This window comes from Streptomyces sp. NPDC093089, assembly GCF_044754405.1.
GTDB lineage: Bacteria > Actinomycetota > Actinomycetes > Streptomycetales > Streptomycetaceae > Streptomyces.
Map to the genome: position 1 here is coordinate 190263 of NZ_JBIVPA010000007.1, position 17464 is coordinate 207726.

At 72.7% G+C, this 17464-nt stretch carries 18 protein-coding genes; 5 read left to right on the forward strand and 13 right to left on the reverse strand.

Annotated elements, in window-relative coordinates; genetic code table 11:
• Positions 1-3: 3 nt before the first annotated feature.
• On the reverse strand, positions 4-672 hold the full coding sequence (locus ACIQFX_RS18110; RefSeq protein ID WP_402464154.1) for a methionine ABC transporter permease: 669 nt from the start codon (positions 670-672) through the stop codon (positions 4-6).
• Entirely contained in the window at positions 669-1769 is a 1101-nt protein-coding gene (locus ACIQFX_RS18115; protein WP_402464156.1) for a methionine ABC transporter ATP-binding protein, read from the reverse strand. Before ACIQFX_RS18115 ends, ACIQFX_RS18110 begins: the two co-directional genes overlap by 4 nt.
• Positions 1770-2287: 518 nt before the next feature.
• Between ACIQFX_RS18115 and ACIQFX_RS18120 the strand changes: the two genes are divergently transcribed.
• Positions 2288-2650: a hypothetical protein gene (locus tag ACIQFX_RS18120; protein ID WP_402464158.1), complete on the forward strand. Its 363-nt coding sequence runs from the start codon at positions 2288-2290 to the stop codon at positions 2648-2650.
• A gap of 2 nt (positions 2651-2652) precedes the next feature.
• Positions 2653-3087 carry a hypothetical protein gene (locus tag ACIQFX_RS18125; protein WP_402464160.1) on the forward strand — a complete coding sequence of 145 codons (435 nt, stop codon included), beginning with the start codon at positions 2653-2655 and terminating at the stop codon, positions 3085-3087.
• Position 3088: 1 nt separating this feature from the next.
• Here ACIQFX_RS18125 and ACIQFX_RS18130 read toward each other — a convergent pair whose 3' ends face one another.
• From ACIQFX_RS18130 to ACIQFX_RS18140, 3 genes are all read right to left on the reverse strand, one after another.
• Complete coding sequence (locus ACIQFX_RS18130; protein WP_402464162.1) at positions 3089-3583, reverse strand: GNAT family N-acetyltransferase; 495 nt, start codon at positions 3581-3583, stop codon at positions 3089-3091.
• A 36-nt stretch (positions 3584-3619) separates the two neighbouring features.
• Entirely contained in the window at positions 3620-4210 is a 591-nt protein-coding gene (locus ACIQFX_RS18135; RefSeq protein ID WP_402464164.1) for a sigma-70 family RNA polymerase sigma factor, read from the reverse strand.
• 139 nt (positions 4211-4349) lie between these two features.
• Positions 4350-5528, reverse strand: coding sequence for a glycerophosphodiester phosphodiesterase (locus ACIQFX_RS18140; RefSeq protein ID WP_402464166.1), 1179 nt, complete (start codon positions 5526-5528; stop codon positions 4350-4352).
• 245 nt (positions 5529-5773) lie between these two features.
• On the opposite strand from ACIQFX_RS18140, the gene ACIQFX_RS18145 reads away from it, so the two are divergent.
• Positions 5774-6445 (forward strand): lysophospholipid acyltransferase family protein, encoded by a 672-nt coding sequence (locus tag ACIQFX_RS18145; RefSeq protein WP_402464168.1) that lies wholly within the window; start codon positions 5774-5776, stop codon positions 6443-6445.
• A 71-nt stretch (positions 6446-6516) separates the two neighbouring features.
• Here the strand turns inward: ACIQFX_RS18145 and ACIQFX_RS18150 are convergent, their stop codons facing one another.
• The 3 genes from ACIQFX_RS18150 to argH all read right to left on the reverse strand — a co-directional run bounded on the left by ACIQFX_RS18150 (position 6517) and on the right by argH (position 10311).
• Complete coding sequence (locus ACIQFX_RS18150; protein WP_402464170.1) at positions 6517-8061, reverse strand: MFS transporter; 1545 nt, start codon at positions 8059-8061, stop codon at positions 6517-6519.
• Positions 8058-8609 (reverse strand): TetR/AcrR family transcriptional regulator, encoded by a 552-nt coding sequence (locus tag ACIQFX_RS18155; protein ID WP_402464172.1) that lies wholly within the window; start codon positions 8607-8609, stop codon positions 8058-8060. Before ACIQFX_RS18155 ends, ACIQFX_RS18150 begins: the two co-directional genes overlap by 4 nt.
• A 271-nt stretch (positions 8610-8880) precedes the next feature.
• On the reverse strand, positions 8881-10311 hold the full coding sequence (gene argH, locus ACIQFX_RS18160) for an argininosuccinate lyase (protein ID WP_402464174.1): 1431 nt from the start codon (positions 10309-10311) through the stop codon (positions 8881-8883).
• Positions 10312-10536: 225 nt separating this feature from the next.
• Between argH and ACIQFX_RS18165 the strand changes: the two genes are divergently transcribed.
• Together ACIQFX_RS18165 and ACIQFX_RS18170 are read left to right on the forward strand one after the other, a co-directional pair.
• Positions 10537-11859 (forward strand): hypothetical protein, encoded by a 1323-nt coding sequence (locus ACIQFX_RS18165; protein WP_402464176.1) that lies wholly within the window; start codon positions 10537-10539, stop codon positions 11857-11859.
• Between the two features lie 10 nt (positions 11860-11869).
• The gene (locus ACIQFX_RS18170) at positions 11870-12562 is read left to right on the forward strand and encodes a L,D-transpeptidase (RefSeq protein ID WP_402464178.1); all 693 of its coding nucleotides are present in this window, start codon (positions 11870-11872) and stop codon (positions 12560-12562) included.
• 19 nt (positions 12563-12581) lie between these two features.
• Here the strand turns inward: ACIQFX_RS18170 and ACIQFX_RS18175 are convergent, their stop codons facing one another.
• From ACIQFX_RS18175 to argC, 5 genes are read right to left on the reverse strand one after another with little or no spacing between them, the layout of a single operon-like run.
• A complete protein-coding gene (locus tag ACIQFX_RS18175) occupies positions 12582-13112 on the reverse strand; it encodes an arginine repressor (RefSeq protein WP_402464180.1) in 531 nt (176 codons plus the stop codon).
• A 7-nt stretch (positions 13113-13119) separates the two neighbouring features.
• Positions 13120-14319 (reverse strand): acetylornithine transaminase, encoded by a 1200-nt coding sequence (locus ACIQFX_RS18180; RefSeq protein WP_402464182.1) that lies wholly within the window; start codon positions 14317-14319, stop codon positions 13120-13122.
• Positions 14316-15221, reverse strand: coding sequence for an acetylglutamate kinase (gene argB, locus ACIQFX_RS18185; RefSeq protein ID WP_402464184.1), 906 nt, complete (start codon positions 15219-15221; stop codon positions 14316-14318). The genes ACIQFX_RS18180 and argB overlap by 4 nt, the downstream gene beginning before the upstream one ends.
• Positions 15218-16384: a bifunctional glutamate N-acetyltransferase/amino-acid acetyltransferase ArgJ gene (gene argJ / locus ACIQFX_RS18190; RefSeq protein WP_402464186.1), complete on the reverse strand. Its 1167-nt coding sequence runs from the start codon at positions 16382-16384 to the stop codon at positions 15218-15220. The genes argB and argJ overlap by 4 nt, the downstream gene beginning before the upstream one ends.
• Complete coding sequence (gene argC, locus ACIQFX_RS18195) at positions 16381-17409, reverse strand: N-acetyl-gamma-glutamyl-phosphate reductase (protein WP_402464188.1); 1029 nt, start codon at positions 17407-17409, stop codon at positions 16381-16383. The genes argJ and argC overlap by 4 nt, the downstream gene beginning before the upstream one ends.
• Positions 17410-17464 lie beyond the last annotated feature (55 nt).

Genomic DNA, 17464 nt, shown 5'->3' on the forward strand with positions numbered 1-17464 from the left:
CCGTTACGCGGTGCGGCCCCGGCGGGCGATGAGTCGGACGACACCGTCGCCGATGAGCTGGACGACGGTCACGATCAGGACCAGGACGACGACGGTGACCAGCATGAAGGTGGTGTCGAAGCGCTGGTATCCGTAGGTGACGGCCTTGGAGCCGAGGCCTTCGCCGCCGACCGCGCCGGCCATCGCCGAGTAGCCGATGAGCACGATCACGGTGGTGGTGACGCCCGAGACCAGCGAGGGCAGGGCCTGCGGGAGCAGCACCTTGCGGACGATGGTGGGGATGCCGCCGCCCATGGACTGGACGGCCTCGACGAGTCCGTGGTCGACCTCGCGGATGGAGGTCTCGACGAGCCGCGCGAAGAAGGGGATGGCGCCGATGGCGAGCGGCACGATCATCGCGGTCGGGCCGATGAAGGTGCCGACGACGAAGGTGGTGAAGGGGATCAGGGCAATCAGCAGGATGATGAAGGGCAGCGAACGCCCGACGTTCACGATCGCACCGACGATCTTGTTCACCGGCCGGTTCTGCAGCAGTCCGCCCTTGTCCGTGAGGACGAGGAGGATGCCGAGCGGCAGGCCGCCGAGCACGGTGACGACGGTGGCCCACAGGACCATGTAGAGCGTGTCGACGGTGCCCTGCTCCAGCAGCGGCTGCATCTCGGACCAGGTCACTTGGCACCTTCCTTGACGAGTACGGGCGCGTCGGCGACGTCCTGCGCGCCCTCGGCGATCTCCACCTGGAGGCCCTGCTCGCGCAGGAAGCCGACCGGGACGACGTTGTCCTCGTAGCGTCCGGGCAGCTCGATGCGCATCCGGCCGATCTGCTTCCCGCCGACGGTGTCCATCGCGGCCCCGAGGATCGAGATGTCGATGTTGTACGTGCGGGAGAGCTGGGAGATGACCGGCTGGGTGGCGGCCTCGCCGTGGAAGGTGACGTCGACGACGGTGCGCTCGGGGCCGGTGGCGGCGCCGGAGACCGGGAAGAGCTCGGCGGCCAGCTGGGAGCCGGGGGTGGCGAGCAGTTCGCCGACGGTGCCGGACTCCACGATCCGGCCGTGCTGCATGAGCGCGGCGGAGTCGCAGACCGTCTTGACGACGTCCATCTCGTGCGTGATGAGCAGGACGGTGAGGCCGAGCTGCCGGTTGAGGTCGCGCAGGAGCTGGAGGATGGAGCGGGTGGTCTCCGGGTCGAGGGCGCTGGTGGCCTCGTCGGAGAGGAGGACCTTGGGTTCGCCGGCGAGGGCGCGGGCGATGCCGACGCGCTGCTTCTGACCGCCGGAGAGCTGGCCCGGGTAGGACTTGGCCTTGTCGGCGAGGCCGACGAGGTCGAGGAGTTCGAGCGCGCGGCGGGAGCGTTCGGCGCCGGGGACGCCGAGGATCTCCAGGGGGAGCTCGATGTTGTCCTTGACCGTGCGGGAGGACAGCAGGTTGAAGTGCTGGAAGACCATGCCGATGCTGCTGCGCGCCCGGCGCAGGTCCTTGCCGGCGCGGCGGCCCTTGCCGGCGAGGGCGGTGAGGTCGACGCCGTCGACGGTCACGGTGCCGGAGGTGGGGCGCTCCAGGAGGTTCACGCAGCGGATGAGCGAGGACTTGCCGGCGCCGCTCTGGCCGATCACGCCGAACACCTCGCCCTCGCGGACGTGGAGGTCGACACCGTCGAGAGCGGTGACCTGCCGGCCGCGCGACTCGTAGACCTTGGTCAGGCCCGAAGTGGTGATCACAGGGGTTTCCGTCACTGTCGAGTGCGCGGCGCGGGGTCCGCCGGGCACGGGGCATTCATGATTCGGACAGTCAGGCGCACGGAGGCCGGCCCGGCGGGTGGCCGGGAGGCGGCGGAGTGCGCTGGGGCGGGCACGGTCCACCGCCGGAAGGCGGGAGGATCGGCACGGCCGTCGGGTCTCGCTTCGGGGCGCGAAACTCAGGCGGGGGCCCTCAGAAGGCGCACATTCGACACATACAACGAGCACCGGGCGTCGTGGTCGCCTCGGTCGCAAGGATGCGGCTGCTCGTCGTGGTCATGTCTGCAAGTAAAACATGCGCAGCTGCGAACACCAGGAGCGTGTCCGAATAGCGGACACCGCTGAGACGCCATGCGGACACCGGGGTCGGCGGCGTCCGTCCGCCGTTCCCTTGTGCGGCCTGCGGGGACGGCCCGGTCGGCCGGTGCCGGAAGCGGCGGCGCGGGACCCGGCTCGGGGCGCCGGTTGTGGCCAAGGCCACGCCGGGGCGCGCACGGCGGGGAGGGGCGAGCGCATCGGCCCATTCGGGCCGTAATACCCTCGGGCGCATGCTTGACGCCCTGACGGTCGCGGTCTCCGTGGCCGCGCTCGCCCTCGCCGCCTGGTGCGGCTTCGCCGCCTTCCGGGACCAGTCGACCAAGGACTGGCACTTCATCGGCATGGCCGTGGTGACGTTCCTCGTCCTGGTCCAGCTGGTCGTCGGCATCGTGCAGCTGGTGCGCGGCGAGAAGGCCGAGGAAGGGGCGACGATCTTCGTCGCCTATCTGCTCGGCGCGCTGTGCGCGGTGCCGATCGCCGGCTTCATGTCGCTCGCGGAGCGCAGCCGGTGGGGTTCGGCGACGGTGGCGGCCGGCGCGGTCGTCCTGGCCGTGCTCGAAGTGCGTCTCCACGACATCTGGACGGTGGGCTGACCATGACCGCGACACAGGAGAAGGCGGCGCAGGGCGCGAGGACCCGCCTCGTCTCGGGCCCGGGCATCCTGCTCGTCTGGCTGTACGGCGTGATGTCGGTCGGCGCGGTCTCCCGCTCGATCTACCAGATCGCGACCGAGTTCGACCGGGCGCCGCTCGCGTACGGCCTCTCGGCGGTGGCGGCCGTGGTGTACGCCTTCATCACGTACACGCTGGTGCGGGGCGGGGAGACGGCCCGCAGGGCGGCGCTGGTGTGCTGCGCCGCCGAGCTCACGGGCGTGCTGGTGGTGGGGACGTGGACGCTGGTCGAGCCGTCCGCCTTCCCGGACGCGACGGTCTGGTCGGACTACGGCTACGGCTACCTCTTCATCCCGGTGCTGCTGCCGCTGACCGGCATCTGGTGGCTGCGCAGGTCGCGCACGCCGGCGGCCGCCTGAGTCAGGCGGCCTTCTCCAGGGTCACCAGGGTGATCCTGGGGCCGATCTCGCGGGTGGCGACCTGCTCGTACCCCTTGCTGCGGTAGAGCCGCAGGTTGACCTCGCTGCGGTGGCCGGTGAAGAGCTGGAAGCGCTTGGCCGGCGGTTCGGGGAGCTGCTCGGCGCCGGAGGCGAAGTGGCGCTCGATGCCGTCGAGGAGCCGGCCGCCGAGGCCGTGCCGCCGCATGCGCGGGTGGACGATGAGCTTGGCGATCCGCACCGTGCCGTCCTCGTCGAGGCGGGCCCGCACGGAGGCGACGACCTCGTCGCCGAGCCGGGCCACCAGGCCGTACCCCTCGTGGAGTTCGGCGCGCAGGGCGTCGAGCGACTGGGTGAGCGGTTCGATGGACCAGTCCCCGTAGAGCTCCGCCTCGCTCTGGTAGCAGAGGTACTGCAGCTTCAGGATGTGCTCCGCGTCCCGCTCGTCCGCTGCTGAGATGGTCACACTCAGGCCCATGTGTGCACGCCTCCCGCTCATCTGTCGATCATCGGTTTACCGCACCCTTCCCCGTCGACCGGGGGCGGGAACCTCTGCAGCCAGCATTCTGCGCAGGCATCCCAGGCAACGGGAACGCATCGGCCCCAGACTGCCCTGTGAGATACCCAACTCTCCTGCGATTTCCCGGTAGGTGTGGTCCTCCGGGTCGAGCATCGCGGTGAGCACCCGCGGGCAGCGGCCGGGCGTCCGCGTGACGGCGGCCCGCAGGGTGCGGCGGCCTTCGGCGGCCATCAGGGAGTGCTCCGGGGAGCCGTGGGGCCCGGCGCCGCCCGGCTCGTCGACGGGCTCGTCCCGGTAGGGGCGCTCCCGGTCGGTGGTCCTGCGGGCGCGGCGGGCCTCCGCGCGGACGGCCCTGCGCAGCCATTCGGCGGGCCGCTCGGGGGCCGCGCCGGTCTCCTGGAGCCGCTCCAGGAGCCGCAGCCAGACGGCCTGCTCCAGGTCGCCCGGCTCGACGCCGGCGGCCGGCGCCTCGGCGTCCGACTCGGCGGCGAGCAGCGGGGCGAGGGCGGCGAGCAGGCCGGGCGCCGTGTCGGACGCGGGCGCGGGCGCCGGGGTGGGGAGCGCGTGCGTGGTGGGGGAGGTCATGACCGGCACGATGCCGGGGGGCCGGGCGGCGGTTGCGGCACGGGGCGAAAACCACCCGGGAGGGGGTCGTACGGGTGGGGTGACCACCCGCACGGCCCCCTGCGCGACCCGCGCGGCCGGCCGCGCGGGTCGGTCGCGGTCAGTCGCGGGCGGTGAGGTCCGCGGCGGCGAGCAGGGCGGTGTCCGCGTTGTCGGAGAAGATCCCGTCGATGCCCGTCTCCAGGTACCGCTTCAGGGCCCCGAAGGCGTCGCCGTAGGCGTTCGGGTCCGTGCCGCGGCGGAAGTCGGCGGGCAGGAAGGCGTTCTCGTTGCGGTGCGTGTACGGGTGGAGGATCAGGCCCTCGGCGTGCGCGTCGCGGACCAGGGTCGTCGGGGTGCCGAGCCGGCCGCCCGCGTCCTTGGGGATGACCAGGTCGAGGGTGGGGCCGATGCCCTGCGCGTACGAGGCGATCCAGTTCAGGCCGGCGGGCGTGACCAGGTCGGCGACGGTGCGCGGGTCCCCGGCCCGGACGAAGTCCCAGGGGCGGGTGGCGGCGCCGGAGAGCAGGACCACGCGCGGGGAGTCCACCAGCTTCGCGAGGCGCTGGATGCTGCTGGGCTCGAAGGACTGGAGGAAGACCGGGGAGTTCGCGCGGTGGCGTCCGTACCGGCGCAGGAGCCCGGCGAGCCGCTCCTCCAGGCCGAGGCCGAGGCCGCGGAAGTAGGTGGGGTGCTTGGTCTCGACGTGGAGCCAGATCTCGCGGCCCCGGCGGCGGCCCTCGTCCTCGGCCCAGCGCAGCACCTCCTCGAAGGTGGGGACCGTCCAGCGGCCGTCGTAGAGGGTGTTCTCCTGGCGGGTGCCGGGGATGCGCTCCTTGGCCCGCAGGGTCTTGAGCTCGGCGAGCGTGAAGTCCTCGGTGAACCAGCCGGTGTAGGAGGTTCCGTCGACGGTCTTGGTGGTCTTCCGGGAGGCGAACTCGGGGTGGTCGGCGACGTCGGTGGTGCCGGTGATGTCGTTCTCGTGGCGGCAGACGAGGTGGCCGTCCCGGGTGGGGACGAGGTCCTGTTCGATGACGTGGGCGCCGAGGTCGAGCGCGTGCCGGTAGGAGCCGAGGGTGTGCTCGGGGCGGTAGCCGCTGGCCCCGCGGTGGGCGATGACGGTGGGGACGGGGAGGGAGCGGTAGCCGCGGCCCCTGCCGCCGCGGTCCTCACCGCCCCGGGCCTCGTCGGCGTGGGCGGTGCCCGCGGGGAGGACCGTCGTGGCCCCCAGTACCGCCGCCGCTCCGGCCGCGCCGAGGACGGTCCGCCGCGCCGGGCTCGGATGCGCACCCTGTGTCATGAAGGCTCCTCCTGTGTGATGTCCCGTACCTGTCATCGGGGGGGTTCCGACGCTAGGCAAGAACGCCCTACGGGTGGCAGACCTCCGCCGAACATGGCGGAAACACACGTCAACACTGCGTATCCACTCCGTGAACCCGATGTGCGAACGGCGGTGACCCGCGAGTATCGTCGCCAGCTGCACCGTCAGCCCGACCGGCTCGCACGCCGACCGCTCGACCGAACCGCGTCACACCGGAGGAACCGTTGTCCCGTCTCGCGATCATCAAGGCAGTGCTCGGGCCGGTCATCCGCCTGATGTTCCGCCCCCGTGTCGAGGGCGCCGAGAACATCCCGGGCACCGGTCCGGTCATCCTCGCGGGCAACCACCTGACCTTCATCGACTCGATGATCATGCCGATCTGCCTGGACCGTCCGGTCTACTTCATCGGCAAGGACGAGTACGTGACGGGCAAGGGCGTCAAGGGCCGGGCCATGGCCTGGTTCTTCACCAGCGTCGGCATGATCCCGGTGGACCGGGACGGCGGCCGCGGCGGCGTGGCGGCCCTGATGACCGGCCGCCGGGTCCTGGAGGAGGGCAAGATCTTCTCGATCTACCCGGAGGGCACCCGCTCCCCCGACGGCCGGCTGTACCGGGGCCGTACGGGCATCGCGCGGCTCACCCTGATGACCGGCGCGCCCGTGGTCCCGTTCGCGATGATCGGCACCGACAAGATCCAGCCGAGCGGGGCGGGGCTCCCCCGGCCGGGCCGTGTGACGGTCCGCTTCGGCGAGCCGATGGAGTTCTCCCGGTACGACGGGATGGACCGCGACCGCTACGTGCTGCGGGCGGTGACGGACTCGGTGATGTCCGAGGTGATGCGGCTCTCCGGTCAGGAGTACGTGGACATGTACGCCACGAAGGCGAAGGCCGCGTAACCCCCGGACCACGCGAAGGTGCCCCGCACGGCCGACTGCCGTGCGGGGCACCTTCGCGTCTCCCCGGTGCGTCAGTGCTCGACGCCGTCCTCCAGCTTCTGGCCCTTCAGCAGGAACCAGGCCGCGACCGCCGTCGCGAGGAGGACCGCCGCGCCGACGCCGGACGCGATCCGCAGGCCGTCGACGAACGCCTCCTGGGCGGCGGAGACCAGGGCCGTCGCGGTGTCCGGGGCGAGGGCGCCGGAGGCCTCGACCGCGCCGCCGAGCGACTCGTGGGCGGCCGCCGCGACGTCGGCGGGCACCCCGGCCGGGGTGGCGAAGCCCTGGTAGATCCCGGTCACGATGGAGCCGAGGACGGCGATGCCGAGGGCGGCGCCGAGCTCGTACGCCGTCTCGGAGACGGCTGAGGCGGATCCGGCCTGCTCCTTCGGGACGCTGGAGAGGATCACGTCGGCGGTGACGGTGAACGAGAAGCCGGCGCCCACGCCGACGACGAGCAGGGCGGCACCGAGCAGCGGGTAGCCGGTGTGCTGGTCGAGCGTCGTCAGGACCGCGAGGGACAGGCCGATCGCCGCGAGGCCGCCGGCCACCACGGACCGCACGGAGTACCGGCGGGCCACGAGACCCGCGACCAGACCGGCCGTCACCGCACCGATCGCCGCCGGGAGTTCGGCGAGACCGGCCTCCAGCGGCTGGCGGCCCTGGACCAGCTGGAAGAACTGGGACAGGAAGAAGACCAGGCCGGAGAGGCCGAGGATGGTCAGCAGGTCGGCCAGGACGGCGGCGGAGAGGCCGCGGTGGCGGAAGAGGCGCATGTCGAGGAGCGGCACGGGCAGGGTCAGCTGCCTGCGGACGAACCAGGTCAGGCCGGCGACACCGACGAGGGCCGCGACACCGGCGTCGACGGACGGGCCGTGCGAGGCCAGCTCCTTGACCGCGTAGACGACACCGATCATGCCGACGAGGGAGAGAGCGACGCTGGGCAGGTCCCAGGGGCCCGGGGCGGGGTTCTTCGACTCGGGGATCAGCTTGATGCCGACGAGGACCAGGACCGCCATGACGGGCAGGTTGATGAGGAAGACCGAGCCCCACCAGAAGTGCTCCAGGAGGAATCCGCCGACAACCGGTCCGACGGCGGCGCCGGCCGACGCCATGGCGCCCCAGACGCCGATGGCGAGGCTGCGCTCGCGCGGGTCGTGGAAGAGGTTCCGGATGAGCGCCAGGGTGGACGGCATCAGGGTCGCGCCGGCGACGCCGAGGAGCGCGCGGGCCACGATCATCATCTCGGGGCTGGTCGCGTAGGCGTTCAGGACCGAGACGGCGCCGAAGGCGGTGGCGCCGATCAGCAGGAGCTTCTTGCGGCCGATGCGGTCGCCGAGGCTGCCCATGGAGACGAGGAGTCCGGCGATGACGAACGAGTAGACGTCGCCGATCCAGAGGAGCTGCGTGCCGGTCGGCTGCAGTTCCTCGGAGAGGAACGGGGTGGCGAGGCCGAGCACCGTGGCGTCGACCGCCACGAGCAGGACGGCCAGGACGAGCACGGAGAGGGCGAGCCACCGGCCGGGGCGGTGCACGCCCTCGATATGGCTCTTGGTGTCGACGGTGCTGGTGCTCACTTCTCCACGCTCCTGCGCGCTCCGCCGAGCAGCAGCTCGGCGATCATGTATTGGAAGTCCTTGGCGGCGACCCGGCCGTCGTGCACGGCCCAGGCGCCGGATCCGATGAGCCCGTAGAAGGCCTCGGACAGCCAGGCGGGGGTCAGGTCGATCCGGAACACGCCGCTCTCCTGGCCCCGTCGGAACAGGGCCACGATCCGGTCGTCGATGCGGGCCCAGCCCTCGTTCTGCTCGTCGGCCTCGAACAGCTGGTTCTCGGTGACGAGGAACGAGAGCAGCGGGGCGACGGGCTCCACCTCGGCGATGAGTCGCCGGAGGGCCTCGTCCTCGGGTCCCTCGTCGAGCCGGGCCCGGTCGTGCGCCTGCTCCAACTCCTCGAGTCCGAGCTCTTCGAGCGCCCGGACCAGCGCGTCCCGCCCGGCGAAGTGGCGGTGCAGCGTGGCCCGGCCGATCCCAGCCGCCCGGGCGACCTCGTCCATCGTGGCGGTCGCTTTACGGGAGAGAAGGGCGGCGGCGCTGCGGAGCACGTGGTTGCGATCGACTGACATGAGACGACCATACACCAAGTGAGACATTAATGTCTCAAGCTGGAGGGTGGTGTCCATGATCGGCCGATGGACCCCTCCGTCACCCTGCGGGCCGCCGCGCCACCCGCCCTCCCCGCCTTCCCCCTCGACGGCCACCTGCACGTCCGCCGCGCGGACGGCTGAGGACGCCCGTACGCCCCCGTACGCCTGCGGTCGCGCGGACCGAAACACGCCGAGCCGCCGCCCTCTTCAGGGCGGCGGCTCGGTGACGTGCGGGGTCCCCGTACGGGGGTTACTTCTGCTTGGCGGTGGCCCAGGCGTGCTGGATGACCAGGTCGGCCTTGACCTCGACGAGCTGGACGGCGACGGCGGAGGGGGCCGTGCCGCCGCGGCCGTCGCGGGAGGCGAGGGCGCCGGGGACGTCGAGGACGGTACGGACCTCGGGCGTGAGGTGCTCGGAGATCTTGGCGAACTGCTCGTCGGTGAGTTCGTCGAGCTCCTTGCCCTCGGACTCGGCGACCTTGACGCACTCGCCGGCGACCTCGTGCGCGACCCGGAACGGGACGCCCTGCTTGACCAGCCACTCCGCGATGTCCGTCGCGAGCGAGAAGCCCGCGGGGGCCAGCTCCTCCATGCGCTCCCGGTTGACGGTCAGGGTGGCCATCATGCCGGTGAAGGCGGGGAGCAGGACCTCCAGCTGGTCGCAGGAGTCGAAGACCGGCTCCTTGTCCTCCTGGAGGTCGCGGTTGTACGCGAGGGGAAGGGCCTTGAGGGTGGCGAGGAGGCCGGACAGGTTGCCGATGAGGCGGCCGGACTTGCCCCGGGCCAGCTCGGCGATGTCCGGGTTCTTCTTCTGCGGCATGATCGACGAGCCGGTGGAGAAGGCGTCGTGCAGGGTCACGAAGGAGAACTCCTTCGTGTTCCAGATGATGATCTCCTCCGCGATCCGCGAGAGGTTGATGCCGATCATCGCGGTGATGAAGGCGAACTCGGCGACGAAGTCGCGGGAGGCCGTACCGTCGATCGAGTTGCCGGCCGAGCCGCGCTCGAAGCCGAGGTCCTTCGCGACCGCCTCCGGGTCGAGCCCGAGCGACGAGCCGGCGAGGGCGCCGGAGCCGTACGGGGAGACCGCGGTACGGGTGTCCCACTGCCGCAGCCGCTCCGCGTCCCGGGAGAGGGACTGGACGTGGGCCAGGACGTGGTGGGCGAAGAGCACGGGCTGGGCGTGCTGGAGGTGCGTACGGCCGGGCATGGCGACGTCCGGGTGCGCCTCGGCGAGGCCGACGAGGGCGTCCTGGAGGTCGGCGACGAGGCCGCCGATGATCCGGGCGTGGTCCCGCAGGTACATCCGGAAGAGGGTGGCGACCTGGTCGTTCCGGGACCGGCCGGCGCGCAGCTTGCCGCCGAGGTCCGGGCCGAGGCGCTCCAGGAGGCCCCGCTCCAGGGCGGTGTGGACGTCCTCGTCGGCGATGGTGCCGACGAAGGAGCCGTCGGCCACGTCCGCTTCGAGGCGGTCGAGGCCGGCGAGCATCCGCGTCAGCTCGTCCTCGGTGAGCAGGCCGGCCTTGTGCAGCACGCGCGCGTGGGCACGGGAACCGGCGATGTCGTACGGCGCGAGACGCCAGTCGAAGTGGACCGACGCGGACAGCTTCGCGAGGGCCTCGGCGGGACCGTCGGCGAACCGGCCGCCCCAGAGCCGGACGTCACCGTTGTTGCTGCTCACAGCTGCTGCTCCTCAGGAGAGTGGATGGACCGCCGTCTCCCGCCCGGGCCTGGGGCGGGGAGACGGCCTGTTCAACGCGTGCGGGTCACGCCAGGTCGCGCCGGGCGGCGAACACGCGCCCTCCGGTAGGCATAACTATGCGATCCTCCGTATGTTTTGTCAATGTCGCCTCCGGAGGCCTGTAACTCGGCGGCGCTCCCCCGTACCCCCACCTAGGCTCCCGCCATGCAGACCAGCGCGCTCGCCGACGTCACCGACCTCCTCGCCCGGGCACTCCGGGGCTCCGACGCGGGCGCGTGGATCGACCTGGACGAGCGCGTCCGCGCGGCGCTCCGATGGGGCGGCCCCGCCCCGGCGGCCCTCGCCTGGTCCCCGACCGCCGCGGAGCGGGAGCCCGGCGCCCCCGAGCTCGCCGTCGCCCTCTGCGGCCCCGACGGCCGGCGCAGGGAGGCCGCCCTCCCCTGGGCGGGCCGCACCCCCGAACTCCTGCCGCTGGTCGTGGTCCGGTGCGCCGACTGGGCCGAGCCGGTACGGGTACGGGCCCGCGCCGAACTGGTCGCGGCGCTCCCGGGGCTCGCGCCCGAGGCCCTCGAACGCCTGACGGCCGTGGCCCTGCGCCTCGGGGGCCGACGGCACGGGGGCACCGCGCGCGAGGTGCTGACCGCGCGACTGCGCGAGGAGCCCGAAACCTGTGCGGCCGCCCTGCTCGACAGCGGGGACCGGGCCGTACGGCGGCTCGCGCACCGGGTCGCCGTCGAGCGCGGCCTGCTCTCCCCCGCCCGCCTCGCGCAGGTCGCCGCCACCGATCACGACGTGGTCGTCCAGGACCTGTGCGCGAACGCCGCGCTCGCCGCGGCGGGCGACGCGGTCGGCGCATCCGTCCTCGGCCCCTTGCTGGGCTCCCGACTCGGCCGGGTACGGGCGGCGGGCGTCACGGCGCTGCACCGGGCCGGGCGGGCCGGTGAGGCGGAGCCGTTCCTGTACGACCGGTCCGGACTCGTCCGCGCCTGCGCGCGCTGGGCCCTGCGGCAGGCGGGGACGGACCCCGTGCCGCTCTACCGGGCCGCCTGCGCGGCCGGGGACGCGGTGCTCTCCGACGCCCCGCTCGGCCTCGCCGAGTGCGGCGACCGGGCCACCGACTCCGAGACGCTGTGGGCCCTCACGGAGCACCCGCGGTCCCGGGTACGGGCGAGCGCCGTGGCGGGCCTGCGCCACCTCGGCGCCGCCCACCTCCGGCGGCTGGCGCCGCTGCTCCGCGACGACTCCCCGCGGGTCGTGCGCGAGACCGCGAAGGCCCTGGCCCCGTGGGCGGACCACTTCCCGGCCGGCGCGCTGCTCCCGCCGGCGAGGCCCGGGGTCGTATACGAAGCGACGGACGAGGAACCGGGCAAGGAGCCGGAGAGGAAGCCGGAGGCCGAACCGCAGCCGGAGCCGGCCGGTCGGGCGCGCCGGGCACTCCGCGCGCTCCGGCTGTTCCGCCTCCCCTTCGGGCGCCGTCCGCCCGCCGAACAGCCCAGCGGGGCGGCGGAGAGGGCCGTACGGGCCTAGCGTCGCCGTCATGCGCACTCTGCTCGTCCTCGGCGCCGCCCTGCTCTCGCTGGGCGGCGCGCCGGCGCCCGCGCCCGTACCGCTGCCCGAGCGGATGGCCGACACCGGCGGCGGTTCCCAGCTGATCACCGCGGAGGCCGCCGGTACGGGCGCCACCACGGGCACCGTCACGTGGTGGGACCTGCGGCGCGGGCGCTGGGTGGCGGCGGGGTCGGCGCCCGCCCGGTTCGGGGCCAACGGGCTCGCGGAGGGCGCCGGGCGGCGGCAGGGGACGAACACCACGCCCACCGGGCTCTACCGGCTGCCGTACGCCTTCGGGGTGCGGGCCAGGCCCGCCGGGACGCGCTTCCCGTACGCCCGGGTCACCGAGCGCTCCTGGTGGTGCCAGGACAACGACGCGCGCGCGTACAACCGTTGGGTCGAGGGCCTGCCCCGGGACTGCCGGGCGGCCGAGGCCGAGCACCTCGTCACGTACGGCACGCAGTACGCGCACGCGCTCGTCATCGGCTTCAACTACGACCGGCCCGTGCGGGGGCGCGGGGCCGGGATCTTCCTGCACGTCAACGGGCTCGGGGCGACCGCCGGTTGCGTCTCCGTGCCGGCCGACGCGATGCGCGCGGTCCTCACCTGGGCGGATCCCGCGCGCCGACCGCACATCGCCGTCGGAACGCGGGGCGGTCCGACGGCGATCACGCGCTACTGAGCCCCGGGGGCCACCGGGTCTACTTCTGCGCCAGCTTCAGCAGGTGGTCGGCGAGCGCCTGGCCGCCCGTCGGGTCGCGACTGATCAGCAGGAGGGTGTCGTCACCCGCGATCGTGCCGAGGATGGCGTGCAGTTCGGCCTGGTCGATGGCCGACGCGAGGAACTGGGCCGCCCCCGGCGGGGTCCGCAGGACCACCAGGTTCGCCGAGGCCTCGGCGGAGATCAGCAGTTCGCCGGAGAGGCGCCGCATGCGCTCCTCCTTGGCGGACTCGCCCAGCGGGGCCTGCGGGGTGCGGAAACCGCCCTCGCTGGGCACGGCGTAGATCAGCTCGCCGCCGGTGTTGCGGATCTTCACCGCGCCGAGCTCGTCGAGGTCCCGGGAGAGCGTCGCCTGGGTGACGCTCAGCCCGTCGTCCGCGAGGAGCTTGGCGAGCTGGCTCTGCGACCGCACCGGCTGCCGGTTGAGGATGTCGACGATCCTGCGGTGGCGTGCGGTACGGGTCTGCGGAACGGACGGCCCTCCGTGCTCGTTGTCCTGCGCGTCGGTCATCGTCGTCTCATTCTCCGCTTCGTCCTTGCCCGTTCGCCACGTCGAGGACTCCGGGCAGGGCCTGGAGGAAGACGTCCGCCTCGGCGTCGGTGAGGAGCAGCGAAGGCATGATCCGTACGACATCGGGGGCGGGCGCGTTCACCAGGAGGCCGGCGTCCTGGGCCGCCTGCTGCACCTGCGGTGCGAGGGACCCGGTGAGCACGATACCCAGCAGGAGGCCCGCACCACGGACGTGGGAGACCAACGGGTGGCCCAGACCCTCGATTCCCTGGCGCAACCGCTCCCCGACCGCCTTCACGTGGTCGAGGGCCGCGTCGGCGCCGAGGGTGTCCAGGACGGCCAGCCCGGCGGCGCAGGCGACCGGGTTCCCGCCGAAGGTGGTGCCGTGGTGGCCGGGCCCGAAGAGCTCCGCGGCCTCGCCGAAGGCGACGGTCGCGCCGAGCGGCAGGCCGCCGCCGAGGCCCTTGGCGAGGGTCACGACATCCGGCTCGACGCCCTCGTGGGCCTGGTACTCGAACCAGTGGCCGCACCGGCCGATGCCGGTCTGGACCTCGTCGAGGACGAGGAGGGTGCCGGTGGCGCGGGTGATCTCCCGGGCTGCCTTGAGGTAGCCGGCCGGCGGGACGACGACGCCGTTCTCGCCCTGGATCGGCTCGATGATCACGAGGGCGGTGTCCTCGGTGACCGCGGCCCGCAGCGCCTCGACGTCCCCGTACGGCACGTGGGTGACGTCGCCGGGCAGCGGCAGGAAGGGGGTCTGCTTGGCGGGCTGGCCGGTGAGCGCCAGCGCCCCCATGGTGCGGCCGTGGAAACCGCCCTGGGTGGCGACCATGTGGGACCGGCCGGTGAGCCGGCCGAGCTTGAACGCGCCTTCGACGGCCTCGGCGCCCGAGTTGCAGAAGAAGACCTTGCCGGGTCGGCCGAAGAGGCCGAGGAGCCGCTCGGCGAGCCTGACGGGCGGCTCGGCGACGAAGAGGTTCGAGACGTGGCCGAGGCTCTGGATCTGCCGGGTGACGGCCTCGACGACCGCCGGGTGGCCGTGGCCGAGGGCGTTGACGGCGATGCCGCCGACGAGGTCCAGGTACGCGTTGCCGTCGGCGTCCCAGACCGTGGCGCCCTCACCGCGGACCAGCGGCAGCCGCGGGGTGCCGTAGTTGTTCATGAGAGCGCCCTGCCACCGCTGGGTCAGCTCCGTGTTCCCGCTCATTTCGCCCCCTGCCCGTCCGGCACGACCATCGTGCCGATGCCCTCGTCGGTGAAGATCTCCAGCAGGATCGAGTGCTGGACCCGTCCGTCGATCACGCGGGCCGTGGTGACCCCGTTCCGGACGGCGTGCAGGCAGCCCTCCATCTTGGGGACCATGCCGCTGGAGAGGTCGGGGAGCAGCTTCTCCAGTTGGCTCGCGGTGAGCCGGCTGATGACCTCGTCGCTGTTCGGCCAGTCCTCGTAGAGGCCCTCGACGTCGGTCAGGACCATCAGGGTCTCGGCGCCCAGCGCCGCAGCGAGTGCCGCAGCCGCCGTATCAGCATTGACGTTGTAGACATGTCCGTCGTCCTCGGAGCGGGCGATCGAGGAGATGACCGGGATCCGGCCGTCCTCGAGGAGCGCCTCTATGGCGCCGGTGTCGATGGCGGTGATCTCGCCGACCCGGCCGATGTCGACGCGTTCGCCGTCGACGAGCGGCCGGTGCTTGACGGCGGTGATGGTGTGGGCGTCCTCGCCGGTGAGACCGACGGCGAGCGGGCCGTGTTGGTTGAGCAGCCCGACGAGCTCGCGCTGGACCTGTCCGGCCAGGACCATCCGTACGACGTCCATGGCCTCCTCGGTGGTGACCCGCAGGCCCGCCTTGAACTCGCTGACGATGCCGTTGCGGTCCAGGGCGGCGCTGATCTGGGGGCCGCCGCCGTGCACCACGACCGGCTTGAGGCCGGCGTGGCGCAGGAAGACGACGTCCTGGGCGAACGCGGCCTTGAGGTCGTCGTCGATCATGGCGTTGCCGCCGAACTTGATGACGACGGTCTTGCCGTGGTGGCGGGTGAGCCAGGGCAGCGCCTCGATGAGGATCTGGGCCTTCGGGAGGGCGGTGTGCTTCCGCGCGGTGTTGGTCATGACGAGTACGCGCTGTTCTCGTGGACGTAGTCGGCGGTGAGGTCGTTCGCCCAGATGACGGCGGACTCGGAGCCGGCGGCCAGGTCGGCGGTGATGGTGACCTCCCGGAAGCGCATGTCGACGAGGTCGCGGTCCTCGCCCACGGAGCCGTTCCTGCAGACCCACACGCCGTTGATCGCAACGTTGAGCAGGTCGGGCTCGAAGGCGGCCCGCGTGGTGCCGATGGCGGAGAGGACGCGGCCCCAGTTGGGGTCCTCGCCGTGGATGGCGCACTTGAGGAGGTTGTTGCGGGCGATGGACCGGCCCACCTCGACGGCGTCGTCCTCGGTCGCCGCGTTGACCACCTCGATGCGGATGTCCTTGCTGGCGCCCTCGGCGTCGCCGATGAGCTGGCGGGCGAGGTCGTCGCAGACCGCCCGCACGGCCTCGGTGAACTCGTCCGGCGCGGGGGTGGTGCCGGAGGCGCCGGAGGCGAGGAGGAGGACGGTGTCGTTGGTGGACATGCAGCCGTCGGAGTCGACCCGGTCGAAGGTGACGCGGGTGGCGCCCCGCAGCGCGCCGTCGAGGCCCGCCGCGTCGACGTCGGCGTCGGTGGTGAGGACGACGAGCATGGTCGCGAGGCCCGGGGCGAGCATGCCCGCGCCCTTGGCCATGCCGCCGACCGTCCAGCCGTCCTTCGTCACGACGGCCGTCTTGTGCACGGTGTCGGTGGTCTTGATGGCGACGGCGGCCTTCTCGCCGCCGTGCTCGGAGAGTTCGGCGGCGGCCACCTCGACACCGGAAAGGAGCTTGTCCATGGGGAGCAGGACGCCGATGAGGCCGGTGGAGGCCACGGCGACCTCGCCGGCGCCGACGTCCGTGCCCTGCTTGCTCAGGACCTCGGCCACCTTCTCGGCGGTGGCGTGGGTGTCCTGGAAGCCCTGGGGTCCGGTGCAGGCGTTGGCGCCGCCGGAGTTGAGGACGACCGCGGTCAGTTCGCCGTCGGCGAGGACCTGCTGCGACCAGAGGACGGGGGCGGCCTTGACGCGGTTGGAGGTGAAGACTCCCGCGGCGGCGCGGCGGGGGCCGGTGTTGACCACGAGGGCCAGGTCCGGTTTGCCGTTCGCCTTGATTCCGGCGGCGATGCCCGCCGCCGTGAATCCCTTCGCTGCGGTGACGCTCACGGAGCGACTCCAATCGTGGAAAGTCCGGTGGCCTCGGGGAGCCCGAGGGCGATGTTCATGCTCTGCACCGCACCGCCTGCGGTGCCCTTGGTGAGATTGTCGATGGCGCTGATGGCGATGATCCGGTTCGCGGCCGCGTCGTGCGTGACCTGTACCTGAACGGCGTTGGAACCGTAGACGGACGCCGTGGCCGGCCACTGCCCCTCGGGGAGCAGGTGTACGAAGGGCTCGTCCGCGAAGGCCTTCTCGTACGCGGCCCGTACGGCTTCGGCGGTGACGCCCGGCTTGGCGGCGGCCGTGCAGGTGGCGAGGATGCCGCGGGGCATCGGGGCCAGCGTGGGCGTGAAGGAGACGGTGACCCGCTCCCCGGCCGGACCGCTGAGGTTCTGGATCATCTCGGGGGTGTGGCGGTGTCCGCCGCCCACGCCGTACGGGGACATGCTGCCCATGACCTCGCTGCCGAGCAGGTGCGGCTTGGCCGCCTTGCCCGCGCCGGAGGTGCCGGACGCGGCGACGATCACGGCCTCCGGCTCGGCGAGGCCGTTCGCGTACGCCGGGAACAGCGCGAGCGAGACCGCGGTCGGGTAGCAGCCGGGCACCGCGATGCGCTTGGACCCCTCCAGCGCGGCGCGGGCGCCCGGCAGCTCGGGGAGGCCGTAGGGCCAGGTCCCGGCGTGCGGCGAGCCGTAGTACGTCTCCCAGTCGGCCGGGTCCACGAGCCGGAAGTCGGCGCCCATGTCGACGACGAGCACGTCCGGCCCGAGCTGCTCGGCCACGGCGGCGGACTGCCCGTGCGGCAGCGCGAGGAAGACCACGTCGTGGCCCGCCAGCTCCTCGGCGGTGGTCGGCACGAGCACCCGGTCGGCGAGCGGCAGCAGGTGCGGCTGCAGGCCGCCGAGCCGCTGGCCCGCGTTCGAGTGGCCGGTCAGGTTCCCGATCTCCACGTGCGGGTGTCCCAGGAGCAGGCGCAGGAGCTCTCCGCCCGCGTATCCGCTCGCGCCCGCCACTGCTACTCGTACCGTCATGGAAACCCTCCTCATGGATGGCATGACTATACGCACGCCCGCACTTTTATGCAAC